The 21,621-nt window shown below is 67.0% G+C and carries 19 protein-coding genes; 8 read left to right on the top strand and 11 right to left on the bottom strand.

The window, feature by feature from the left end:
• Positions 1-95: 95 nt before the first annotated feature.
• The 5 genes from ACFW16_RS06805 to ACFW16_RS06785 all read right to left on the bottom strand — a co-directional run bounded on the left by ACFW16_RS06805 (position 96) and on the right by ACFW16_RS06785 (position 4,067).
• On the bottom strand, positions 96-869 hold the full coding sequence (locus tag ACFW16_RS06805; RefSeq protein ID WP_380303149.1) for a molybdopterin-binding protein: 774 nt from the start codon (positions 867-869) through the stop codon (positions 96-98).
• The gene (locus tag ACFW16_RS06800) at positions 866-1,723 is read right to left on the bottom strand and encodes a cytochrome b/b6 domain-containing protein (RefSeq protein ID WP_380303147.1); all 858 of its coding nucleotides are present in this window, start codon (positions 1,721-1,723) and stop codon (positions 866-868) included. Before ACFW16_RS06800 ends, ACFW16_RS06805 begins: the two co-directional genes overlap by 4 nt.
• A gap of 96 nt (positions 1,724-1,819) precedes the next feature.
• The gene (locus tag ACFW16_RS06795) at positions 1,820-2,455 is read right to left on the bottom strand and encodes a hypothetical protein (protein WP_380303145.1); all 636 of its coding nucleotides are present in this window, start codon (positions 2,453-2,455) and stop codon (positions 1,820-1,822) included.
• Positions 2,456-2,613: 158 nt separating this feature from the next.
• Entirely contained in the window at positions 2,614-3,198 is a 585-nt protein-coding gene (locus tag ACFW16_RS06790) for a TetR/AcrR family transcriptional regulator (RefSeq protein ID WP_380303143.1), read from the bottom strand.
• A 41-nt stretch (positions 3,199-3,239) separates the two neighbouring features.
• Positions 3,240-4,067: an oxidoreductase gene (locus tag ACFW16_RS06785; protein WP_380303141.1), complete on the bottom strand. Its 828-nt coding sequence runs from the start codon at positions 4,065-4,067 to the stop codon at positions 3,240-3,242.
• Between the two features lie 77 nt (positions 4,068-4,144).
• Here ACFW16_RS06785 and ACFW16_RS06780 point away from each other — a divergent pair, with 77 nt between their 5' ends.
• Entirely contained in the window at positions 4,145-5,083 is a 939-nt protein-coding gene (locus ACFW16_RS06780; RefSeq protein ID WP_380303139.1) for an AraC family transcriptional regulator N-terminal domain-containing protein, read from the top strand.
• A 116-nt stretch (positions 5,084-5,199) separates the two neighbouring features.
• On the opposite strand, the gene ACFW16_RS06775 is transcribed toward ACFW16_RS06780, so the two are convergent.
• From ACFW16_RS06775 to ACFW16_RS06765, 3 genes are all read right to left on the bottom strand, one after another.
• Positions 5,200-6,678, bottom strand: a complete 1,479-nt coding sequence (locus ACFW16_RS06775; protein WP_380303137.1) for an MFS transporter — start codon at positions 6,676-6,678, stop codon at positions 5,200-5,202.
• A 175-nt stretch (positions 6,679-6,853) separates the two neighbouring features.
• Positions 6,854-7,153, bottom strand: coding sequence for an EthD family reductase (locus ACFW16_RS06770; RefSeq protein WP_380303135.1), 300 nt, complete (start codon positions 7,151-7,153; stop codon positions 6,854-6,856).
• 11 nt (positions 7,154-7,164) lie between these two features.
• Positions 7,165-8,001 (bottom strand): oxidoreductase, encoded by an 837-nt coding sequence (locus tag ACFW16_RS06765; RefSeq protein ID WP_380303133.1) that lies wholly within the window; start codon positions 7,999-8,001, stop codon positions 7,165-7,167.
• 170 nt (positions 8,002-8,171) lie between these two features.
• On the opposite strand from ACFW16_RS06765, the gene ACFW16_RS06760 reads away from it, so the two are divergent.
• On the top strand, positions 8,172-9,032 hold the full coding sequence (locus ACFW16_RS06760; RefSeq protein WP_380303131.1) for a LysR family transcriptional regulator: 861 nt from the start codon (positions 8,172-8,174) through the stop codon (positions 9,030-9,032).
• Between the two features lie 47 nt (positions 9,033-9,079).
• On the opposite strand, the gene ACFW16_RS06755 is transcribed toward ACFW16_RS06760, so the two are convergent.
• The 3 genes from ACFW16_RS06755 to ACFW16_RS06745 form a co-directional block, all read right to left on the bottom strand.
• The gene (locus ACFW16_RS06755; protein ID WP_380303129.1) at positions 9,080-10,306 is read right to left on the bottom strand and encodes a Gfo/Idh/MocA family protein; all 1,227 of its coding nucleotides are present in this window, start codon (positions 10,304-10,306) and stop codon (positions 9,080-9,082) included.
• Between the two features lie 17 nt (positions 10,307-10,323).
• Positions 10,324-11,511: a sugar phosphate isomerase/epimerase family protein gene (locus ACFW16_RS06750; RefSeq protein WP_380303127.1), complete on the bottom strand. Its 1,188-nt coding sequence runs from the start codon at positions 11,509-11,511 to the stop codon at positions 10,324-10,326.
• A gap of 228 nt (positions 11,512-11,739) precedes the next feature.
• Positions 11,740-12,576: an endo alpha-1,4 polygalactosaminidase gene (locus tag ACFW16_RS06745; protein ID WP_380303125.1), complete on the bottom strand. Its 837-nt coding sequence runs from the start codon at positions 12,574-12,576 to the stop codon at positions 11,740-11,742.
• A 371-nt stretch (positions 12,577-12,947) separates the two neighbouring features.
• On the opposite strand from ACFW16_RS06745, the gene pip reads away from it, so the two are divergent.
• The 6 genes from pip to ACFW16_RS06715 all read left to right on the top strand — a co-directional run bounded on the left by pip (position 12,948) and on the right by ACFW16_RS06715 (position 21,620).
• The gene (gene pip, locus ACFW16_RS06740; protein ID WP_380303123.1) at positions 12,948-13,880 is read left to right on the top strand and encodes a prolyl aminopeptidase; all 933 of its coding nucleotides are present in this window, start codon (positions 12,948-12,950) and stop codon (positions 13,878-13,880) included.
• An 11-nt stretch (positions 13,881-13,891) separates the two neighbouring features.
• Entirely contained in the window at positions 13,892-15,688 is a 1,797-nt protein-coding gene (locus ACFW16_RS06735; RefSeq protein ID WP_380303121.1) for an alpha/beta fold hydrolase, read from the top strand.
• 18 nt (positions 15,689-15,706) lie between these two features.
• The gene (locus tag ACFW16_RS06730; RefSeq protein WP_380303119.1) at positions 15,707-17,134 is read left to right on the top strand and encodes a M20 family metallopeptidase; all 1,428 of its coding nucleotides are present in this window, start codon (positions 15,707-15,709) and stop codon (positions 17,132-17,134) included.
• A 101-nt stretch (positions 17,135-17,235) separates the two neighbouring features.
• Entirely contained in the window at positions 17,236-18,870 is a 1,635-nt protein-coding gene (locus tag ACFW16_RS06725) for an ABC transporter substrate-binding protein (RefSeq protein ID WP_380303117.1), read from the top strand.
• Positions 18,871-18,910: 40 nt separating this feature from the next.
• Positions 18,911-20,545: an ABC transporter substrate-binding protein gene (locus ACFW16_RS06720; protein ID WP_380303115.1), complete on the top strand. Its 1,635-nt coding sequence runs from the start codon at positions 18,911-18,913 to the stop codon at positions 20,543-20,545.
• A 4-nt stretch (positions 20,546-20,549) separates the two neighbouring features.
• A complete protein-coding gene (locus ACFW16_RS06715; protein ID WP_380303113.1) occupies positions 20,550-21,620 on the top strand; it encodes an ABC transporter permease in 1,071 nt (356 codons plus the stop codon).
• Position 21,621: the final 1 nt, after the last annotated feature.

The raw sequence follows: 21,621 nt of genomic DNA, 5'->3' as shown, positions 1-21,621 counted from the left end.
CGTGCCGATTGCGCCCACGCCGCCGCGGGGTGAGCGGCCGGGGATGTCCGATCAGAACGAGCCGTCAGAGGAAGCATTGAAATCGAACCCATCGCTCAGATTCCGGCGTACCACTCGTATCCTCGGTCTTCCCAGTAACCGCCGTTGCCGCCCCATAGGCCGGCGAAACTGTCGACAATCTCGATGCGCATGACGTATTTGGCCTGCTTGTAGCCCAACTGCCGTTCGACCCTGAGACGCAGCGGCGCGCCATGACCCACCGAGAGGTCCTGGCCGTTCATGGCGTAAGCCAGGATCGTCTGCGGGTGGAAAGCGTCGATGAGGTCGATGCTTTCGTAGTATCGGCCGCTGCCGTCGAGCGTCCGCTCCAGCTCGTCGGCACAGTGGAAGACGGCAAATCGCGCCGAGGGCTTGAGCCCGACGGAGCTCAGCAGCATCCCTAGCGGGACGCCCGTCCATTTGCCGATGGCGCTCCACCCCTCGACGCAATCGTGCCGGGTGATCTGGGTGCGGACCGGGAGCGCCTTGAGATCTGCGAGCGAGAGCTCCCGTGGCCGGTCGACGAGACCGTCGATCTTCAACCGCCAGTTTGCGAAGTTGCCATCGAGGAGTTGCACGTACTCGTCGCCGTCCGGCGCGCTCGTCCCGTTCACGCGAAACGATGGCGAGATGTCCGTCTCGGCGAATTCGCGCGCGAGCGCGTCGCGACCCTGAAGCAGCCTTTGGGCTTTCATCGTCAGCGTCTCGGCGGAGCGGATGACTGCTTCCAATCCGGCATTCTGCTCCAGCATGTCGCAGCCGGTCAGCGCCAGCGCGCTCGCGCCAAGTGCACTGCCGGTCAGGAAGCGGCGGCGAGTCAGGCCGGTCATGCTTCGGGCCCCTCCTGGCGGATCGCGTAGCGACCCGTGACCATCGAACGCAGGTTGTTCCAGGGACCCGAGAGGATGACCATGGCGACGTGAACGGCGACGAACGCGACGAGCAGCGATGCGGTGACGAAGTGAAGCGTCCGGGCGGACTGACGCCCGCCGAAGATGTCGAGAAGCACCGGGAATGCCGCGTTCACGCCCGGCGACATGGTCAGGCCGGTCAGCACCATCAAAGGCAGCAGAGCCGCGATGACGGCGATGTAGGTGAGCTTCTGAAGAGCATTGTAGCGCCGGGCCTTCTCCCCCTTAGGGAAGCGCAGGCGGGCATGATCGACGATTTCGCGCCAGAGATGACGTGGCGCGAGTTCGGAGCGCGTCGGCGCCAGATCACGCCGGAAATGGCGGCTCAGGAGCCCGTAGCCGAGATACACGAGGCCGTTGAGGACGAAGATCCAGGCAAAGAAGAAATGCCAGCGCCGGCCGGCGGCAAGGTCCTGATAGGAGGGAAGCGTAAGCCAGGCCGGAAACGCCCGCTGCGACCACTCGCCTTCCATCTTCGACAGGCCCAGGATACCCGTCGTGGAAACGGTGACACCGCCGATAGTCACGAAGCCGTGCGGCACGCCAGTGGTTTCGTTCGCACCGATCCTGATGAAGGCGGGATCGGCGTCCGCGCCGGACTGGCCCCAGTGGAGTTGCGGATAGGCGTTGAAGATCTGGAGCCCGCTTAGGAGCAGAAAGCTGAGGCACAGCACATTGAGCCAATGCGTCAGACGGGTAACGACGGAGTGACGCCGGATAAGGATGGTCTTTCGGCGGGGTGTTGGCCGCGGGTCTCGCAACGTCTCGGTCATGGACCGTCCTGATGGGTGGCTGAATTGATCGGAGCTGCCAGGTCGCGGAGGCCACCGGCCGGGCGGGGGCAGTGTCCCGGCCGGTGGTGTCGCGGCTCACATGGGCGGGACGACGCCGTTGGTGCCGACGACAACCCGCTGCGCTGTGATCGCGCCGCTCGCGTCCTTCTCGGCCGGGATGAAGACAATGGCCCCCGGCTTCAGATCGGCCTGGGTTGCCGGAGCGAAGGTGACGACGGGCGTGCCTTCGGGGATGGCGATCGTCTTCTCTTGCCCGTGATAGGTGACCGTCACCGTGCGTCCCTCCACGCCCTTCACGGCGTCAGCCACCGTCGCGTTCGTCATCGTGCTGTTGGGCTTGAGGTCCCAGCCGAAGCTGCCTTCCGCGGCCCCTTTGAGGGCCGGCGGGAAGATCAGCACTTCCAGGGCGCCATCACCGCCGCCCACCTTCGGCAGCGAAGCGATGCCGACATAGTCGCCGGGCTTGATGTCGGTCACCGCAGCGTTGGTCACGCCCGAGACGTTGAATCCCTGCGCGAGCGTGACATCGACGGTTTGCCCTTCACGGGTCTTCACCTTGAGCATCCCGTTGCCGGATTCGACGATGCTGCCCCGCAGACGCACCTGCTGGGCGTTCTGGTCCTGGGCGGATGCGGGAGATGCCAGGCCTGTCATCAGCGATGTGCCGAGTGACGCGGCAATGATGAAGGACTGGAGGGCTTTGATACGCATGCTATCCTCGTTTACCTACTAGTTGGTAGTTACGGAAGGCAAGTTTTGCGACCAATCGTGGCCGCTATGCCTATCCGCTCGCGGACTGCTCGGGCATCGCCGAAAGTCGCCTCGTGAATGCTAAGCAGCCGTTTTCTTGCCAGAGCTTAGACGGGCTCTCACTGCCGGTCGCGGAGCCGATCGATCAGCCGAGCGGTGACGGTGCCGAAGATCTCGGGATCGTCATAGGCACGCGCCGACAGCATTGCCCCGTGAACGGTCGCCATGAAGGCTTCTGCTTCGATGCGGGGCTTATCGGTCAGCGCTAGCCGACCCTCTCGCTGCCCACGCTCCAGGACCGAGGTCAGCCAATCCGAGAGCATGCGGAAATGGGCTCTTACCTCCAGGGCCACTTCCGCCGGGAGAGCCGGCAACTCGCTCGCCAGAAGGGCGCATACACAGAATGGCGCGCTGGCGTCCCTGATGCAGGCCGCCCAATAACCCGTATAGCTCCGAAGCTGCTCGAGCGGATCGGACGTCTGTTCTTCCAGATACGCGATACCGGCCACGGCCTCCTCCCGATATCGGAAGACCAGCGTGCGCACCAGATCCGCCTTGGTCGGGAAATGGTGATGGATGCTCGGCTTCCGGATGCCGACGACCTCCGCGATATCCGCGTAGCTGAAGCCGTTGTAGCCCCCGGCTATGATCAGGGTGCGCGCGCAGGCGAGGATATCGTCTGCGGTGGTCGATGGGCTGCTCATAACCCATATCTACCTTCTAGTCGGTAGATAGTCAATCGCCATCAGCCGTCGGTCGAGACGGTCACGGACTGCCATGCTTCGATCTCCTGCTTGAGGCGTTCGACCCTGTCCGACACAAGTCCAAGGGCATCGCTGCCGAGCAGGAGCTGTGGCGGAGGGTTGTCGGACTCGACCAGGCCCAGAACGGCAGCTGCGAGCTTGTCGGGATCGCCGAGCTGCTTGCCGCTTCTGGCCTGGCGTGCCTGCCGGATCGGATCGAACAGGCCGTCGTAGTCCGCGACCGACCGTTCGGTCCTGATCATCGAGCGTCCGGCCCAGTCCGTCCGGAAGGAACCGGGGCATAGGGCAGTGACGTGGACGCCGAACGGCGCCACCTCTGCGCGCATGACGTCCGAAATGCCCTGAAGGGCGAACTTGCTTCCGCAGTAATATGCGATGCCGGGCATGGTGATCATGCCGCCCATCGAGGTCACGTTCACGATGAAGCCACTACGCCTTTCGCGGAACCGCGGCAGGAAGGCCTTGGCGACCGCAACGGCGCCGAAGACGTTCACGTCGAACTGGCGCCGCATCTCTTCGAGAGGCGATTCCTCGAGGATCCCCTCGTGACCGTAGCCGGCATTGTTGATCAGCACGTCGACCGGCCCATGGTCCTCCTCGGCCTGTCGGACGATGCCGGCGATCCGGTCGAACTCCGTCACGTCGCACAGGACGGACCGGACCGCCGGCAGGCGTTCCGCCAGAGCTGCCCGCGACTGTTCCGAGCGGACGGTGCCGACGACTTCATGGCCCTGGCGGCTCGCGGCCGCTGCGATCGCGAAGCCGAAGCCGGAGTTCGCGCCGGTGATGAAGAAGGTCTTCTGCGACATGATGGGCGCTCTCGTCTTGATTGGTCAGTGTCCTTGACTGATAGTCTTCCGGGTTGCGGCCATCGATCGTGAAAACTATGAATATCTTGTCAAATCCTATGAAGATGGAGAATGGGAGGTCGGAGCGCCGCGAGCTGGCGGAGCTGGCGGGGCTTCTTGCCCCCCGCCACGGATACAACCCGACAGGGCTTGACGGTGTCCGCCTTCTCAGGACCGAGGCGGTCCTTCACGACGTCCCCGTGCTCTACAAGCCGGGCGCGGTGTTCGTACTGCAAGGCCGCAAGCAGGGCCTGCTTGAAGGCGAGGTCTATCTCTACGATGAGGAGCACTATCTGGCCGTGTCGGTGCCGGTTCCGTTTCGGATGGAGTCCGTGGCCAGCGCAGGGCGCCCCCTGCTTGCGGTCTATGTCGAGTTCGACATGCGTCTGGCTGCCGAGATCGCCTCGGAAATCAGGGTGAGGCGTTCCACTGAGCCGACGGCCGGCAAGGTGAGAAGTCTGGTATCGAGCAGAATGGAGCCGGGCATCGAGGATGTCGTGCTGCGTCTGCTGCGGGCGTTGCGCGATCCTGTCGAGCTTGCGGTTCTGGGAGCAGGCATCCTGCGCGAGCTGCATTACCGGGTGCTCGTCGGCCCGCAAGGCGGTGCGATGATCTCGGCCCTGCAGCAGCGGGGCAGTTCCGGGAGGATCGTGCAAAGCCTCACCCGGTTGCGCGAAACCTACAGATCCGAGGTCTCGGTCGCCGCGCTGGCGAGCGAAGCAGGCATGAGCGTTCCTTCCTATCACGTCCATTTCAAGGGCCTGACGGGCAGCAGCCCGATGCAGTACGTGAAGGCGATGCGGCTGCACGAGGCACGGCTGATGATCGCGCGCCAGGACAGGACGATCGCAGAGGTCGCGGCATCGGTCGGCTACGCCAGTCCCGCCCAGTTCAGTCGCGACTTCAAACGACACTTCCGGCGCACGGCATCGGAAGAGGCCAGGTGGGTGCGCCAGCACCTCGGTGAGCTTGCCTGAACATCTGATCGGACATAGCCGCCTGTCGGGCTTGGGCCAGGCCGAAGGGCGCCGAAGCGGACGGCGCGCTGCACCAGGGCGCGTCTCGTCACCACCGAGTGGCCGCAGCGCGCGTGTCACGTCGGCTCGCACGGTCTTGGCGCGCCGATACAGCCTGGTTGCCTGCCGTCGAGACGATGCCGACCACATGGCCGCTCTGAATCTTCCTGATCTGGGGGCGGGGCGAGCCGCCGGGCAAGGGTGATGCTGAGACCCGCGCCGGTGGCGAGGCAGGCGGCAATGCAAAGAATGGCGACGATAAAGGCTTGGGTGATGGCCGCCGGATCGGTGCGCGCGCCGAGGACGGTGTAGAAAATCCCGCCGATCACCGCGACGCTGAGCGCGGTGCTGACCTGCAGGGTCGAACTGGCGATGCCGGCGATCATGCCGGAAAAGGCCGGCGCGACGCGGCCCGTCACCATCCGCATCAAGGTCGGCAGCGCGAGCCCTTGTCCGAACCCGATGACGAACAGGATGGCGGCAAGCGGCACGGGCGCGGGGGGCACGCCGGCCGGTGTCGCCACGATGGCCCAGGCCAGGCCGACAAACCCGATGGCCTCCAGCCCCATGCCGACCGGATTGACATAGGCGCCGAGAATGCGCCTGCAGAACGGGGTCGACAGCGGCCCCAGCAGGAATCCCGCACCGAACGGCAGGAAGACCAGGCCGGCGCCCAGCGCGGTCGCGTGCAGCGCATCCTGCAGATAGACCGAGAACAGCAGGAAGAATGGCGCGATCGCATAGAACAACAGCGCAATCAGCAGCGCGCGGCCCAGCCCCGGCGCCTGCACGGCCGCCGGATCGAGCAGGGGCGTGCCGCCCGCGTGCGCCAGCCGGGTCTCATAGCGCCAGAAGAGCCGCGCCAGCGCCGGCACCGCCATGAGCGACAGCCAGGACCATAGCGGCCAGCCCGCCTCACGCCCCTCGATCAGCGGCACGATCAGCGCGCCCAGCGTCACCATCGACAACGCCGTGCCACCAAGGTCCAGCTTGCGCGCGTCCTGCGCCCGCGTTTCCTTCAGCAGGGGAATGCCGAACAGCACGACCAGGATCGCCACCGGCAGGTTGACGATGAAGATCGCCCGCCAGCCCAGACCCATGAGATCGAGCGAAATCAGGATGCCGCCCAGCGCCTGGCCGACCACGGCGGCCAGGCCGAAGACCGCGCCATAGAGGCTGAGCGCGAGCGGCTTTTCGCTTTCAGGGAAGATCGCCTGAACCGAAGCGAGCGCCTGCGGCGCCATCACCGCCGCCGTCACGCCCTGCAAGGCGCGGCCGGCGATCAGCGCCCATGGCGACCAGGCAAAGCCGCACAGCATCGATGCTGCGGCAAAGCCGATCAGCCCGAGAAAAAACACCCGGCCGCGGCCATAGAGATCGCCAAGGCGCCCGCCGGTCGTCAGCGTCACGGCATAGAGCGCGGCATAAGAGGAAATGACGAGCTGCTCGGCAGAGGACGAGGCGCCCAATTCCCCGCGGATCGAGGGAAGAGCGACATTGACGATGAAGAAATCGAGCGGCGGCAGGAACGCGCCGACCAGCAGGACCACGAACATGGCCCAGCGGCGCGGGTCGAGTGAGGCGGCATCATCCCGGGGCCGAGCCCGAGCAGCCGGCAAGGGTTCTGCTTGAGAGTCTGTCGTGCTCACGGATGCTGCCCGTTCTCGATGGTGAACTTCGCCGTCGTCGGCCTGTCCCGGGTCGGCCCAACGGCTGTCGCGTTGCCGTCGCTCAAAGGGGTGTCGCCAGGCTGCGCTGCGGCTTGACGGCTGTGACCAGATCCACGTCGGCCATCACCCGCGCCGTTTCCGGCGAGGCCAGTGCCGTTCTCATGGCGGCCTCGTCCCGGAAGACACAGGTCGCGATCGCGATCAGGCCGCCGCCATCTTCCTGCGGAAGGAAACCGGCGAGGCGTTCCAGCCCGTATGGGCCCCAGCATTCGAGCACGAGCGGGAAATGGACGTTGATCCAATGCTCGCGGTTGAACGGCGTGTCGGCATTTCCGGCATAGGTCACGTACATGGTGATCATGGCGGGCTTCCTCAGCTCTGAGTGTCGAAATCGGTGGCGATGGAGATGTCGCGCCAGGCGGCGATGTCGGCGCGGAATGCTTCCAGCTTCCGCTCCACGATCGCGTGGGCTCTCGGCCCGAGCGGAAGGTGCAGTGGCGGATGCTCGGCATCGATGGCCTGCAGCATCACGGCGACGGCCTTGGCGGGATCGCCCGCCTGCCTGCCGTTGTTGGTCTGGCGATAATGCTGCCTCGCATGCGCCGTGCCGGCGTAGGCGGCGATCTCCCGCGCCGCGGTGACGATCGAGCGACCGAGAAACTCGGTGCGGAAGGGGCCGGGCTCGACGATGATGACGTTCAGTCCCAGGGGGCGGAGCTCCTCCGCGAGCGCCTCCGACAGGCCTTCCACCGCGAACTTGGTCGCATTGTAGATTCCAAAGCCCGCAGAACCGGCGATGCCGGCGCCGGAGGACAGATTGACGATGCAGGCTCTTTCGCGCCTGCGGAGCGCCGGCAGCGCGGCGCGCGTCGTCTCGATCAGGCCGAAAACGTTCGCCTCGAACACCGGTCGGTATTCGCCGGGCTCCGCCTCCTCGATCGCCCCGATGAAGCCGAATCCGGCGTTGTTCACCAGGACATCGAGGCCACCGAAGGCGCTTTCGGCCAGCGCGACCGCCTCTGCGGCGGCGTCGGGCTGCGTCACGTCGAGCGCTACGCCGCGCACCGTATCGGGAAAACGGTCGCATAACGCCTGCAAGGCATCGACCGAACGCGCGGTGGCGACAAGGCGGTCGCCACGCCCGGCGACCGCCTCGGCAAGTTGCTTCCCCAAGCCGGACGAACATCCGGTAATCAGCCAGGTTTTCATCAAATCCTCCTGCAATGCATCGGACGAGTGCCCGCCTCACGGGCAGCTCGCCGAGTGGCTCGCATTCCGAGCCCGAGCGAGGTGGATTTAGGTGATCAGATCTGTACGATAACTGACAATATCGTACGGTTTCCGTTCACTTTTGTGGGCCGACACTATGGAATGGCGCGATGGAGTGGAGTGACGTTCGGATTTTTCTGGCCATAGCCCGTTCCGGCACGCTGGGCGGTGCCGCCCGCGCGCTTCATCTGAGCCATCCGACGGTCGGGCGCCGCCTGCGGGCTCTCGAACAGGCAACCGGCCATACGCTGTTCCAGAGAACAGCCGACGGCTTCGTTCCGACCGAGGAGGGCAACGCCGTCATCGCCATGGCGGAGCAGATGGAAGAAGGCGCCCTGGCCATGGAACGGCGGCTCGCAGGGCAGGAGCAGGACCTTCAGGGCAGCTTGCGCATATCGTCTGCCGACTGGTTCGGCGCCTACGTCCTGCCGCCGATCATCGCTGACTATGCGAAGGCCTATCCCCATGTCGATGTCGAGATCCTGACGGGCACCCGCTTGTTCAGCCTGGCCCAGCGGGAGGCCGACATCGCCTTCCGGATCGTCCCGTTCAACACGCCCGACGTCGTGCAGCGACGGCTGATCTCACTGGCCTATGGTGCCTATGTCGCGGCGGATTCTCCCGAGCCGGCCTATGGCGATGGAGCCGGCTTTCGGCTCATCACCCACGACACGTCGACGGGCCAGTTCCCGGATATCGCCTGGCTCGAGGAGAGCTTCCCGAACGCGAGGCCCGTCCTGCGTTCGAACAATCGGAATGTGCAGGGGCGCATGTGCAGGCAAGGCATCGGTATTGCTGTTCTGCCGCAGGTCGTCGGCAATCAGATGGCGGGCCTGCGCCGTCTCAACCTGCCGGCGGAGCCACCCGGCCGTGATATCTGGATGGGCTATCATCGCGACATGAGGCGTCTTCACCGTCTCCGAGCCTTCATCACCACGGTGACCAATCACATCGCGAACGCGCAATCCTGACTCGGAGCGTTGGCTCCGCTCAGTTGGCCTCTCTCCAGCCCCGGCCTTCACCTGGCCTTCTTTCCCTTCGCGCTCGGCTTGGGGGCGGCGGCGTTCGCAGGCGCCGCCTTGGCCTTCCGCGCCTTGGCCGGCCCGGGCGCCTCGACATCGACCCATCGGCCGGTTCTGCCCGAGGCGATGATCGCGTCGCAGACGACCGTCGTCTCCAGCGCGTCGCGGAAGGTCGGCGCGGCCGGCTTGCCATCGGCCAGGCCCTGCAGGAAATCGGCGACCTGGTGCACGAAGGAATGCTCATAGCCGATGGTCAGCCCCGGCACCCACCATTTGCCGAGATAGGGGTGTTCGCCGTCCGTGACCAGGATGGAGGTCCAGCCGCGGAGCGCGCCGGGCGCGCGGTGATCGAACCATGCGAGGCGGTTGAGGTCGTGCAGATCCCAGGCGAAGGAGCCCTTCTCGCCATTGATCTCCAGCGTGTAGGCCGCCTTGTGCCCGCGCGCATAGCGGGTGGATTCGAAGGTGCCGAGCGAGCCGTTCGAGAAATGGCTCAGCACCGCCGCCGCATCGTCGATGCCGACCTGCTGCACCTTGCCGGTCAGCGCATGCTTGCGCTGCTTGACGAAGGTTTCGGTCATGGCGGTCAGGCTCTTGATCGAACCGTTGATCCAGATCGCCGTATCGATGCAGTGCGCCAGCAGGTCGCCGGTCACGCCCGAACCGGCCGTGTCGACATCGAGCCGCCATGTCTCGGCGCCGCCTTGCGGCACGTCGGGTGAGATGGTCCAGTCCTGCAGGAATTTCGCGCGGTAGTGATAGATCCTGCCGAGAGTGCCCTGGTCGACGATCTGCTTGATCAGGCTCACTGCCGGCACGCGGCGATAGTTGTACCAGACCATGTTCGGCACGCCGGCCTGCTCGACCGCCTGCACCATCGGCAGGGCTTCGGCGGCGCTGCGGGCCAGCGGCTTCTCGCAGGCGACCATCTTGCCGGCCTTGGCCGCCGCGATCGCGATCTCGGCATGGCTGTCGTTCGGCGTGCAGATATCGATCACGTCGATATCCTTGCGCTCGACCAGCCTGCGCCAGTCGCGCTCGACGCCCTCATAGCCCCACATCTGCGCGAAGGCCTCGGCCTTCTCGCCATTGCGGGCCGCGATCGCCTTCAGGACCGGCCGATGGCCGGTGTCGAAGAACTGCGAGACCTTGCCCCAGGCATTGGAATGGGCGCGGGCCATGAAGCCGTAGCCGACCATGCCGACATTGAGTGTCCTGGCCATCGTTGTTTCCCCCCGCTTCAGTCTTCGCGCCAGCCATGGGCCTCGCGCACCTTGATCATGGCGCCGAGCACGGCATTCCAGGTCTCCTGGTCCTCCATCACCGCATTCGGGAACATGCAGCCGTCCCAGCAGATATGGCGCATCCGCCTGGTCAGGGTGCCGTCACCGTCGCGCAGCCAATAGCCGGCATGCTTGGTGATATCGAGCCTGCCGTTCGGGTCCGTGACCTGGCAGTGGCGGCCGGTCTTCTCATGGTCGCCCGAGCCGAAGACGGTGCCGTCATTCTGCGCGACGTGGACATCCATGGTCCAGGGCCGGAGCGCATCGGCCACCTTCCGGTAGGCCACGTCGAGCGTCGCATGATCGGACCAATCGAAATCCCTGGGCAGGATGCGGTCCTGCTCGGCATTGGTGCCGAGCGTGTAGAGCATCGAATGCGCCATGTCGGCCTGGTAGCCGACCACGCCCGGGCGGTCGACGAGCTCGAGCAGCTTCACCATCTCACGCCAGGAATGCATGCCGCCCCAGCAGATCTCGCCTTCGGCCACGAGGAATTCGCCATGGTCTTCGGCGATGTCGGCCGCTTCCCGGAAGGTCTGCGCGATCAGCCGGGTATTGCTTTCGGGGTCCTGATCCCAGGCCTCGACACCCGTGGAGGAGTCGATCCGGATGCCGCCGGTCGGGCGGATGCCCAGCTCGCGCATCTGCCGTCCGATGGCGCAGGCCTTCCTGACCTGGGTGACGAAGCGCTTGCGGTCGTCGGCCGAGCCCATGGCCGATCCGCCGCCGGCACCACCCCAGATCGGCGCGACGAAGGAGCCGACTTTCAGCCCATAGCCGGCGATATGGTCTGCGATCCGCTTGACCGCATCTTCGTCGCTGTCGATCGAGACATGCGGATCGGTGATGAAGAGGTCGATGCCGTCGAACCTGACGCCGTCGACCTCGGCGTCGGCGGTCAGCCGCAGGAGTGTGTCGAGCGGAATGATCGGCTCGGAATCGCCGCCCTTGCCGACGATTCCCGGCCAGGCGGCATTGTGCAGTCTCGGAAAATTGTTGGTCATCGGATCCTCCCTGATCTGAAATCGTGCAGGCATTCTTGACTGCCGGTTTGCCCGGTCAGATTGCTCTTTCGCATGATGCACCTGGGCATCCGCTTTGGGGGGGCCACGAGGCGGGCCTGTCATCGAGAAGTCGGTGTGCAAATCGGCGCCAGGTCGCGAATGGCAGCATCGTGCCAAATTTGGCGCTGTCCACGCCATACCCTTGTCATGGTGAGCGAAGCGTGGCCATCCAGTCATGCAGCCGGAACGAACCCGACCAGCCTGGATGGCCACGCCCCGCCGGGGCTCGCCATGACGGTGAGGAACAAGGGCCATCGTCACCGGCAGCGGACGAGGGACCGATATGCTTTGGCCGAACCTGTCAGCCCCTCAGCACCATTTGTACTCGTAATCGGAATTGCCGGCCGGGACCACGTCGCGGTCGCGGTAGATGATCGAAATCTTGCCGCCGCGCGCGGCGCAGGCGGCGTTGAAGAAGCTGATCGGGTCGACCGGGTTGCCGTCCGCGTCCCGGTCGTTGTCGTTGTACTCGATCTCGTAGACCTGGTTGCCGTAGACGTCGGTGAAGGCCTCGCATTCCGACCACACCTGGCATTCCTCGACGATCGCGAAGTCGAAGCCGATCTGCGAGATCCCGATCGGGGCCAACTCGCTGGTGTTCTTCTGCGCGATCGCGATGTTGGCGGCATGGGCGCGCTGGACCAGCAGCTTGGCGAAGGCGGTGTTGCTGGCCTTGGTCAGCACGGCCTTCGACCTGGTCCAGGAATCGAGGTTGTCGGGCTCGACCGCCTTGAAGCCGTCGGCCGCGCATTTGTCGATCCAAGGCCCGACGATGGCCATCAGCGCGGTGCGCTTGGCCGCGGTGGAGGTGTCGAGGATGTACTCGTCCGGCCAGTCCGGATCGATCACGTATTTGCCGTCCTTCTTGACCAGCAGGTTGGAATGGTTCGTGGTCCACCATACCGCGTCGTCGGGCTGGGTCTGGAACGCGTTGACGTAGCAGATGCTGTATTTGTCCGGGGCGGGCGCCGCCAGCCGGTCGCGGTCGACGATGGCGACGCCGGATGCGGCGGCATAGGCGCCACCGATCTGATAGTCGAACCGCCCGTTCGCGGGCGGCCGGGTGAAGGCGCTCGCGGAGGCGGCCGCAAGGACGCTCGCCGCGGCGACGGCAGCCGCCGTCGTCCGGAACCAGAATGCATGCATGGGGGTCGTGACCTCTCGGGCCTGCCGTCCCCGCCTCGAGCCCGGTCGCTCTGGCGTGGTGGGGGCCGGGCTGGATACCGGCTGGGGGCAGGCTTCGGATAGGATGTCCGTCCTCCCGCACCGGGTCAAGATGTCCAGCGGGCTCCGCGGTCCTGGATCGCGACGAGCGCAGGGTCCGGTTGGAGACTTTATGCCGATCCGGAATAGAACAAGGACAATTACGAATTGGCCCAGCCCATCGCCGGGCGACATCATGACCACAAATTAGGCTTGCCCATTTGATGGGCGTGCGGCCGGAGGCGATCGATCACCGGCTGTCGACAGGGGGCGATCCAGTGTCCGATGGCGGGGCCATCCAGGCGGGTCCGGCGGTGTTCCGGAGCCATCGGCTGAAGGTCGACGGCCTGCACGAGTTGCAGGTCGAGGAGAGCGGCAACCCGCACGGCATCCCCGTCGTCGTGCTGCATGGCGGGCCCGGCGCCGGCATCCGCCCAGGCAGCACCCGCAGCTTCGATCCCGGCGCGTTCCGCATCGTCGCCTTCGACCAGCGCGGCGCCGGTCGCTCGACGCCCCATGCCGAGCTGGCCGGCAACACCACCCAGGCGCTGGTCGCCGATATCGAGCGGATCCGCGAGGCGCTGGGCATCGATCGCTGGCTGGTGGCCGGCGGCTCCTGGGGCAGCTGCCTGGCCCTGGCCTATGGCCAGGCGCATCCCGGGCGCTGCCTGGGCTTCCGCCTGCACGGCATCTTCCTGGCCAGCCGGGCGGAGGTCGACTGGTGGTTCCAGGGCTGCCGCGTGCTGTTTCCCGACCGCTGGGAGGCGTTCGCCGGCTTCGTGCCGGAGGCCGAACGCGGCGACCTGCTGGCCGCCTATCACCGGCGGCTGACCGGTGAAGACCCGGAGCTGCGCCTCGCGGCGGCGATCAGCCTCCGCACCTTCTCCGCCTGGACCCAGACCTTCCTGCCCGACCCGGAGCATGTCGCGAGCCTGACCGAGCCGAAGGCCGCCCTGGCGGTGGCCCGGATCTTCACCCATTACTGCGTCAACGGCGCCTTCCTGCAGCCCGGCCAGCTGCTGCACGGCCTCGGCCGCATCCGCCACCTGCCGGCGGAGATCGTGCAGGGCCGCTACGACATCGTGACCCCGATGGCCACGGCCTGGGCGCTGCACCGGGCCTGGCCCGAGGCGCGCTTCACCATCGTCGACGAGGCCAACCACGCGGCGACCGACCGCGGCCTGTCCCAGGCGCTGCGCGCCGCGACCGACCGCCTGCGCGACGTCCTGGCGTCCGCCGCCGCGTGACGGAGACTTCCATGCAGCCTGAAGCCGCGATCCGCCCCTATCTCGACATCCCCGGCGCCAAGAGCCCGGCGCTGTCGCCGGATGGCGGGCTGCTGGCCTTCCTCAGCGACGAGACCGGCTTTCCCCAGATCTGGCTGCAGCCGGCCGGGGGCGGGGCGGCCTGGCGGGCGGCGGAGACGCCGGAGCCGGTCGGCACACTGGCCTTCAGTCCGAAGAGCCGGGACCTGGTCTTCACCATGGATCGCGGCGGCGACGAGCGGCACCAGCTTTGGCTGATCCCGGGCGCCGACGGCGCGCCGGTGGCGCTGACCGACGATCCGACCGTGGTCCATGTCTGGGGCGCCTGGTCGCCGGACGGCACGCGCATCGCTTACGCGTCGAACGCCCGCAACCGCTTCCACATGGACATCCATGTGATGGAGGTCGCGACCCGCGAGGCACGCTGCGTCTATCGGGGCGAGCTGTTCCGCGAGGTCATGGCCTTCTTCCCGGACGGCCAGGCGCTGCTGGTCCGCGATTCCACCCGGGCGACGATGGACCAGGACCTGTTCCGGCTGGATCTCGGGACCGGCGCCTATGAGCCGTTCCTGCCGCATGACGGCCGGGCGCGCTACGTCGCCGCCAAGACCCGGAAGGATGGCAGCGGCCTGTATCTGCTCACCGACCAGGGGCGGGACTTCCAGGGCATCGCCTTCCTCTCCTTCGCCGATCGCAGTCTCGTCTGGGTGGAGGCTCCGGAGGGCCAGGACATCGAGGCGATGGCGCTGTCGCCCGACCAGGGTCGGATGGCCTATGTGCTCAACGAGGAAGGCTGGAACCGCATCCTGATCCGCGACCTCGACAGCGGCGCGGAGACGGCGGTGGCGGGGCTGCCGCCTGGCGTGATCGGCTCCGTCTCCTGGCGGCCGGACGGCAGCGGGCTGGTCTTTCCGTTGGAAGGGGCGGCGACGCCGCCCGGCCTCTGGCAGTACGACATCGCCGCCGGTGCCGTGAGCCGCATCACGGATGCCCCCACGAGCGAGCTGGCCGGCGGCTTCATCGAGCCGGTCATGCAGCACGCGGCAAGCTTCGACAGCCTGCAGGTCCCGTTCCTGCTGTACCGGCCGCAGGGCGAGGCGCCGGAAGGCGGCTTCCCGGCGATGATCATCGTCCATGGCGGGCCGGAGGCGCAGTGGACCCCGACCTTCCGCGCCGACATCCAGTACATGCTGGCGCGCGGCATCATGGTCGCGGCGCCGAATGTCCGGGGCAGCACCGGCTATGGTCGGCCCTACCACCAGCTCGACGATGTCGGGCTGCGCATGGACAGCGTCGCCGACCTCAAGGCGGTACGGCTGGCGCTGGGGGCGCGGGACGATGTCGATAACAGCCGGATCGGCGTCTTCGGCCGGTCCTATGGCGGCTTCATGGTGCTGGCGGCGCTGACCGAATATCCGGAGCTCTGGCGCCTCGGCATCGAGTTCTACGGCATCGCCAACTTCCACACCCTGCTGCAGACCACCGGCCCCTGGCGCCGGCGGCTGCGGGCAGCGGAATACGGCGATCCGGTCGCCGACAAGGCGCTGCTGGAGCGCATCTCGCCGATCCACAAGCTGGACCGCATCCGCGTGCCGCTGCTGATGGCCCAGGGGCTGGACGACCCGCGCGTGCCGCCGGGCGAGAGCGAGATGATCCATTCCGGGCTGCGCGGCCTCGGCCGCCCGGTCGACTACATCCGCGTGCCGCATGAAGGGCACGGCTTCACGCGGCGGGAGAACCGGCACGACGTCTTCGGCGCCGTCGCCGCCTTCCTCGACCGCCATCTCTGAGGATCGAAAGCGAGAACCATGCAGAATTCCGACAAGATCTGGCAGTTGGTCGACGCCAAGCGGACGGAGTTCGAAGGGCTGAGCGACCGGATCTGGGGCATGCCCGAGATCGCCTACACCGAGTACCGCTCGGTCGCCGAGCACACGGCGATGCTGAGGGCCCAGGGCTTCGGGGTGACCGAAAACCTGGCCGGCATCCCGACCGCGGTGATGGGCGAGGCGGGCGAGGGCGGACCGGTGATCGCCATCCTCGGCGAATACGACGCCCTGCCGGGGCTGAGCCAGGAGGCCAACATCGCCGAGCCCAGGCCGCTGCCCGGCAACGGCTACGGCCATGGCTGCGGCCACAACCTGCTCGGCTCCGCCGCCCTGCTCGCCGCCACCGCGGTGAAGGACTTCCTGGCCGCGACCGGCCGGCCGGGCCGCGTGCGCTACTATGGCTGCCCGGCGGAGGAGGGCGGGGCGGCCAAGGCCTTCATGGTGCGCGCCGGCGCCTTCAAGGATGTCGACATCGCCATCACCTGGCACCCGGCGTCGCTGACCCGGGTCGACGAGGCGCTGTCGCTGGCCAACACCCGGATGGACTTCCACTTCACCGGCCGCGCCTCGCACGCCGCCGCGGCGCCGCATCTCGGCCGCAGCGCGCTGGATGCCGTCGAGTTGATGAATGTCGGCGTCAACTACATGCGCGAGCACATGCCGTCCGACGCCCGCATCCACTACGCCATGATCGATTCCGGCGGCATCGCGCCCAATGTCGTGCAGGCCTCGGCCAAGGTGCGCTACGCCATCCGGGCCCGCGACCTGGCCGGCATGCTGGCGCTGAACGAGCGGGTCAGGAAGATCGCCCACGGCGCCGCGATGATGACCGAGACCTCGGTCGCGATCTCGATCATGAGCGCCGTCTCCAACATGCTCGGCAACACGCCGCTGGAGGAGGCGATGCACCAGCACCTGCTGCGCCTCGGCCCGGTGCCGTTCGACGCGGCGGACCGCGACTATGCCGCGCAGATCCAGGCGACGCTGAGCGAGGAGGATATCCTCACCGACTATCGCCGTGTCGGCGTGCCGCCGCGCAAGGACCTGCCGCTCTGCGACTTCATCGTGCCGCGGGATTCCCGGGGTGAGCCGATGATCGGCTCGACCGACGTGGCCGATGTCAGCTGGGTGGTGCCGACGGTGCAGGCGCGGGTCGCCACCCACGCCATCGGCACGCCGGGCCATTCCTGGCAGATCACCGCCCAGGGCATGGCGCCGGCCGCGCACAAGGGCATGGTGCATGCCGCGAAGGTGATGGCCGGCACGGCGCTCGACGTGATGAGCGACGAGCTGCTGATGAAGCGGGCCAAGCAGGACCACCAGGAGCGGGTTGCGGCGACGCCCTATGTCTGCCCGATCCCGCCCGAGGTGCAGCCGCCGCTGCAGCCGCGGCCGAAGGCGGCCTGACGCTGCGGGACAAGCCGGCCCGACGAACGAGGCCGGCCTCCCGGACGAAGGTCGCGGAGGGCGCCGGACAACAATTTCAGAACAGCACGGAGGCTCGATCCATGTTCGCCCGTCCGATCCCGGCGCCGCCCGGATCCCGCCCACTCCGCCGCGCCCTCGGTGCGGTCTGTGGCGCCGCCATCCTCGCGGCGCCCGTCGCCGCCGGGGCGGCCACGCCGTCGAGCGCGCTGGTCATGGCCTGGAACATCGACGCGATCAGCACCTTCGACCCGGCCCAGATCGGCGAGGTGGTGACCGACGAGATCATCAAGAACACCTGCGACACCCTGGTCGATTTCGACCCGGCGGACGAGACCAAGGTGATCCCGATGTTCGCCGAGAGCTGGGATGTCTCCGACGACCGGCTGCAACTCACCTTCCATCTGCGCAAGGGGGCCACCTTCCCCTCCGGTAATCCGGTCACCGCGGCCGACACCGCCTGGTCGATGCAGCGCGTGGTCAAGCTCGGCCTCGGCAATGCGGCGACGCTGACCGAATACGGCTTCACCAAGGACAAGGTCGAGACCCAGATCACGGCGCCGGACGACGCCACGCTGGTCGTCAAGCTCGACAAGCCCTATCCGACCAACCTGATCCTCCAGGCGATCGCCGCGAACCGCGTCTCCGCCACCATGGACAAGCAGGCCATCATGGCCAACGAGGTGAACGGGGACCTCGGCAACAAGTACCTGGCCACCCGCACCGAATGCGTCGGCCCCTACAAGCTGGCGCAGTGGAACGCCGGCGAGGCCGTGGTGCTGCAGGCGAACGACAAATACTGGGGCGAGCCGCCGGTGCTGAAGCGTGTCCTGATCCGCCATGTGGCGGAGGCGGGGACGCAGCGCCTGCTGCTGACCCAGGGCGATGTCGACGTGGCGCGCGACCTGACGCCGGAGGACATGAAGGACCTGGAGAGCTCGCCCGACGTGTCGGTCGTCCGAGTGCTGAAGCCGCAGCTGTTCTTCTGGACCTTCAACAACGCCGACCCGATCTTCTCGAACGAGAAGGTCCGCCTGGCGATGCGCTACCTGATCGACTATGACGGCCTCGGCAAGACGGTGATGACCTACACCGGCGTGCCGCGGGCCAGCTTCGTCCAGCTCGGCGCGGTCGGCGCCCTGGACGAGAAGGAGGGGCAGCCCTTCTCCCTCGACCTCGACAAGGCCAAGGCGTTGCTGGCCGAGGCGGGCTATCCCAACGGCTTCAAGGCCAGCGTCCTGATCGGCACCCTGCCGCATTCCGCCCCGATCGCGCAGAGCGTGCAGCAGAACGCCGCCAGGATCGGCGTCGAGCTGACCTTGGAGCGGATGGCGAACGCCCAGCTGTTCAGCCGGGTCCGCGGCCGCGAGTTCCAGAGCGCGATGCAGGCCTGGCAGACCAGCGTGCCCGACGCGCACGGCAACGCGTCGCGGCTGGTCTACAACCCTGACAACCGGGCCGAGGCGAAGCTGACCCAGTTACCGGTCTGGCGCGCCGCCTTCACGTCCGAGGACGCGAACAGGAAGATCGAGGCGGCGCTGCTGGAGCCGGATCCGGAGAAACGGAACGCGATCTACCGCGATCTGCAGCTGCAGATCATGCAGCAGGGACCGATGGCGATCATGTTCCAGATGTACAACACCGGCGCAATTCGCAAGTCGCTGAAGAACTGGACCTGGAACGGCTTCCGCACCTACTACGCGGCGGTCGGAAAATAACGCGCCGCATAACCGTCAGAACAGCACGGAGGCTCCACCGATGTTCGCTGGTCCGACCCCGGCGCCGCCCGGATCCCGCCCGCTTCGCCATGCCCTCGGCGCGCTCTGCGGCGCCGCCATCATCGCAGCGCCCTTCGCCGCCGGGGCGGCCACGCCGTCGAGCGCGCTGGTCATGGCCTGGAACATCGACGCTATCAGCACCTTCGACCCGGCCCAGATCGGCGAGGTGGTGACCAACGAGATCGTGCAGGCCACCTGTGATCCTCTGGTCGATCTCGATCCGGCGGACGAGACCAAGGTGGTGCCGCTGTTCGCCGAGAGCTGGGATGTCTCGGACGACCGCCAGCAGATCACCTTCCATCTGCGCAAAGGTGCGACCTTCCCCTCCGGCAACCCGGCGACGGCGGCCGACACGGCGTGGTCGATGCAGCGCGTGGTCAAGCTCGGCTTCGGCAACGCGGCGACCCTGAACGAGTACGGCTTCACCAAGGACAAGGTCGAGACCCAGATCACGGCGCCGGACGACGCCACGCTGGTCGTCAAGCTCGACAAGCCCTACCCGACCAACCTGGTCCTCCAGGGGATCGCCGCGAACCGCGTCTCCTTCACCCATGACCGCAAGACCATCCTGGCCAACGAGGTGAACGGCGACCTCGGCAACAAGTATCTGGCGACCCGCACCGAATGCGTCGGGCCTTACAGGCTGGCGCAGTGGAACGCCGGCGAGGCCGTGGTGCTGCAGGCGAACGACAAATACTGGGGCGAGCCGCCGGTGCTGAAGCGCATCCTGATCCGCCATGTGGCGGAGGCGGGGACCCAGCGCCTGCTGCTGACCCAGGGCGATGTCGACGTGGCGCGCGACCTGACGCCGGAAGATCTGCGCGACCTGGAGAGCTCCCCCGACGTGTCGATCGTCCGGGTCCTCCGGCCGCAGCTCTTCTATTGGTCCTTCAACAACGCCGACCCGATCTTCGCGAACCCGAAGGTCCGCCTGGCGATGCGCTACCTGATCGACTATGACGGCCTGGCCGAGACCGTGATGTCGAATATCGGCGTGCCGCGGGCCAGCTTTGCGCAGCTCGGCGCGGTCGGCGCCCTGGACGAGAAGGAGGGGCAGCCCTTCTCGCTCGACCTCGACAAGGCCAAGGCGCTGCTGGCCGAGGCCGGCTACCCCAACGGCTTCAAGGCCGGCGTCTTCATCGGCACCCTGCCGCATGCCGCGCCGGTCGCGCAGAGCGTGCAGCAGAACGCCGCCAGGATCGGCGTCGAGCTGACGATCGAGCGGATGGCCAATGCCCAGCTGTTCAGCCGGGTGCGCGGCCGGGATTACCAGACCTCGATGTCGTCGTGGCAGACCAGCGTGCCCGACGCCCACGGCAACGCCTCGCGGCTGATCTACAACCCGGACAACCGGGCCGAGGCGAAGCTGACCCAGAATCCGAGCTGGAACGCCTCCTTCTCCTCCGCGGACGCGAACCGGACGGTCGAGGCGGCGCTGCTGGAGCCGGATCCGGAGAAGCGGAACGCACTCTATCGCGACCTGCAGCTGCAGATGATGCAGGAGGGGCCCTTCGCCATCATGTTCCAGACCTACAACGTCGCCGGCATCCGCAAGACGCTGAAGAATTGGCGCTGGAACGGCTTCCGGACCTATTACGAAACCGTCGCCAAATAGCGCCATGGTCGACGCACCCATCGCCACCCCCCGCCGGCTTGCGGCCCCAGGACGGAACGCGCTGTCGTCCTGGGCGCTGGCGGCCGGCCGGACAGTCCTGTCCGTCGCCGTCACCCTGTTCGGGCTGGCCGCGTTGACCTTCTTCATCGGCCGGATGCTGCCGCTCGATCCGGTCACCGCCATCCTCGGCGACAACGCCACCCAGGCGGCCTATGACGCGATGGTCCGGCAGCTCGGGCTGGACCAGCCGATCTGGATCCAGTTCCTGCGCTATCTGCGCGACATCGTCAGCCTCGATCTCGGCACGGCGCTGACCACGGGCAAGCCGGTGGTGGAGGACATCGCCCGGGTCTTCCCGGCGACGCTGGAGCTGGCGACCGTCGCCATCGTCATCGGCACCGGGCTCGGCATCCCGCTGGGGGTGCTGGCGGCGATGTACCGCGACAGCGCGGTCGACCACATCGTGCGCGTGGTCGGCCTGCTCGGCTATTCGGCGCCGACCTTCTGGCTCGGCCTGATGGGGTTGGTGCTGTTCTACGCCACGCTGGGCTGGGTCGGCGGGCCCGGGCGCATCGACTTCATCTACGAATACGACATCGAGCCGATGACGGGCTTCCTGCTGCTCGACACCGCGCTGCAGGGGCAGTGGGAGGTGTTCGGCAATGTCTTCGGCCATGTCATCCTGCCGGCCTCGATCCTCGGCTTCAGCGCGCTGGCCTATATCAGCCGGATGACGCGCAGCTTCATGATCGAGCAGCTGGGCCAGGAATATGTGGTGGCGGCGCGGGTCAAGGGCCTGTCCTGGGCCCGGACCGTCTGGATCCACGCCTTCCGCAACATCGCGGTGCAGGTGGTGACGGTGGTCGCCCTGTCCTATGCCTTCCTGCTGGAGGGGGCGGTGCTGACCGAGACCGTCTTTGCCTGGCCCGGCTTCGGCCGCTACCTGACCAACACGCTGCTGGCCGGCGACATGAACGCGGTGGTCGGCTGCACGCTCCTGATCGGCGTGATCTTCGTCACGCTGAACCTGGTCTGCGACCTGCTGTACCGCATCTTCGACCCTCGCACCCGATGAG

Origin of the sequence: Inquilinus sp. NPDC058860 (genome assembly GCF_042743185.1) — a bacterium.
In the GTDB taxonomy this organism is placed as follows: domain Bacteria; phylum Pseudomonadota; class Alphaproteobacteria; order DSM-16000; family Inquilinaceae; genus Inquilinus.
The sequence above is the reverse complement of the archived record's forward strand: the minus strand, read 5'-3'. Positions and strand labels throughout refer to the sequence as shown.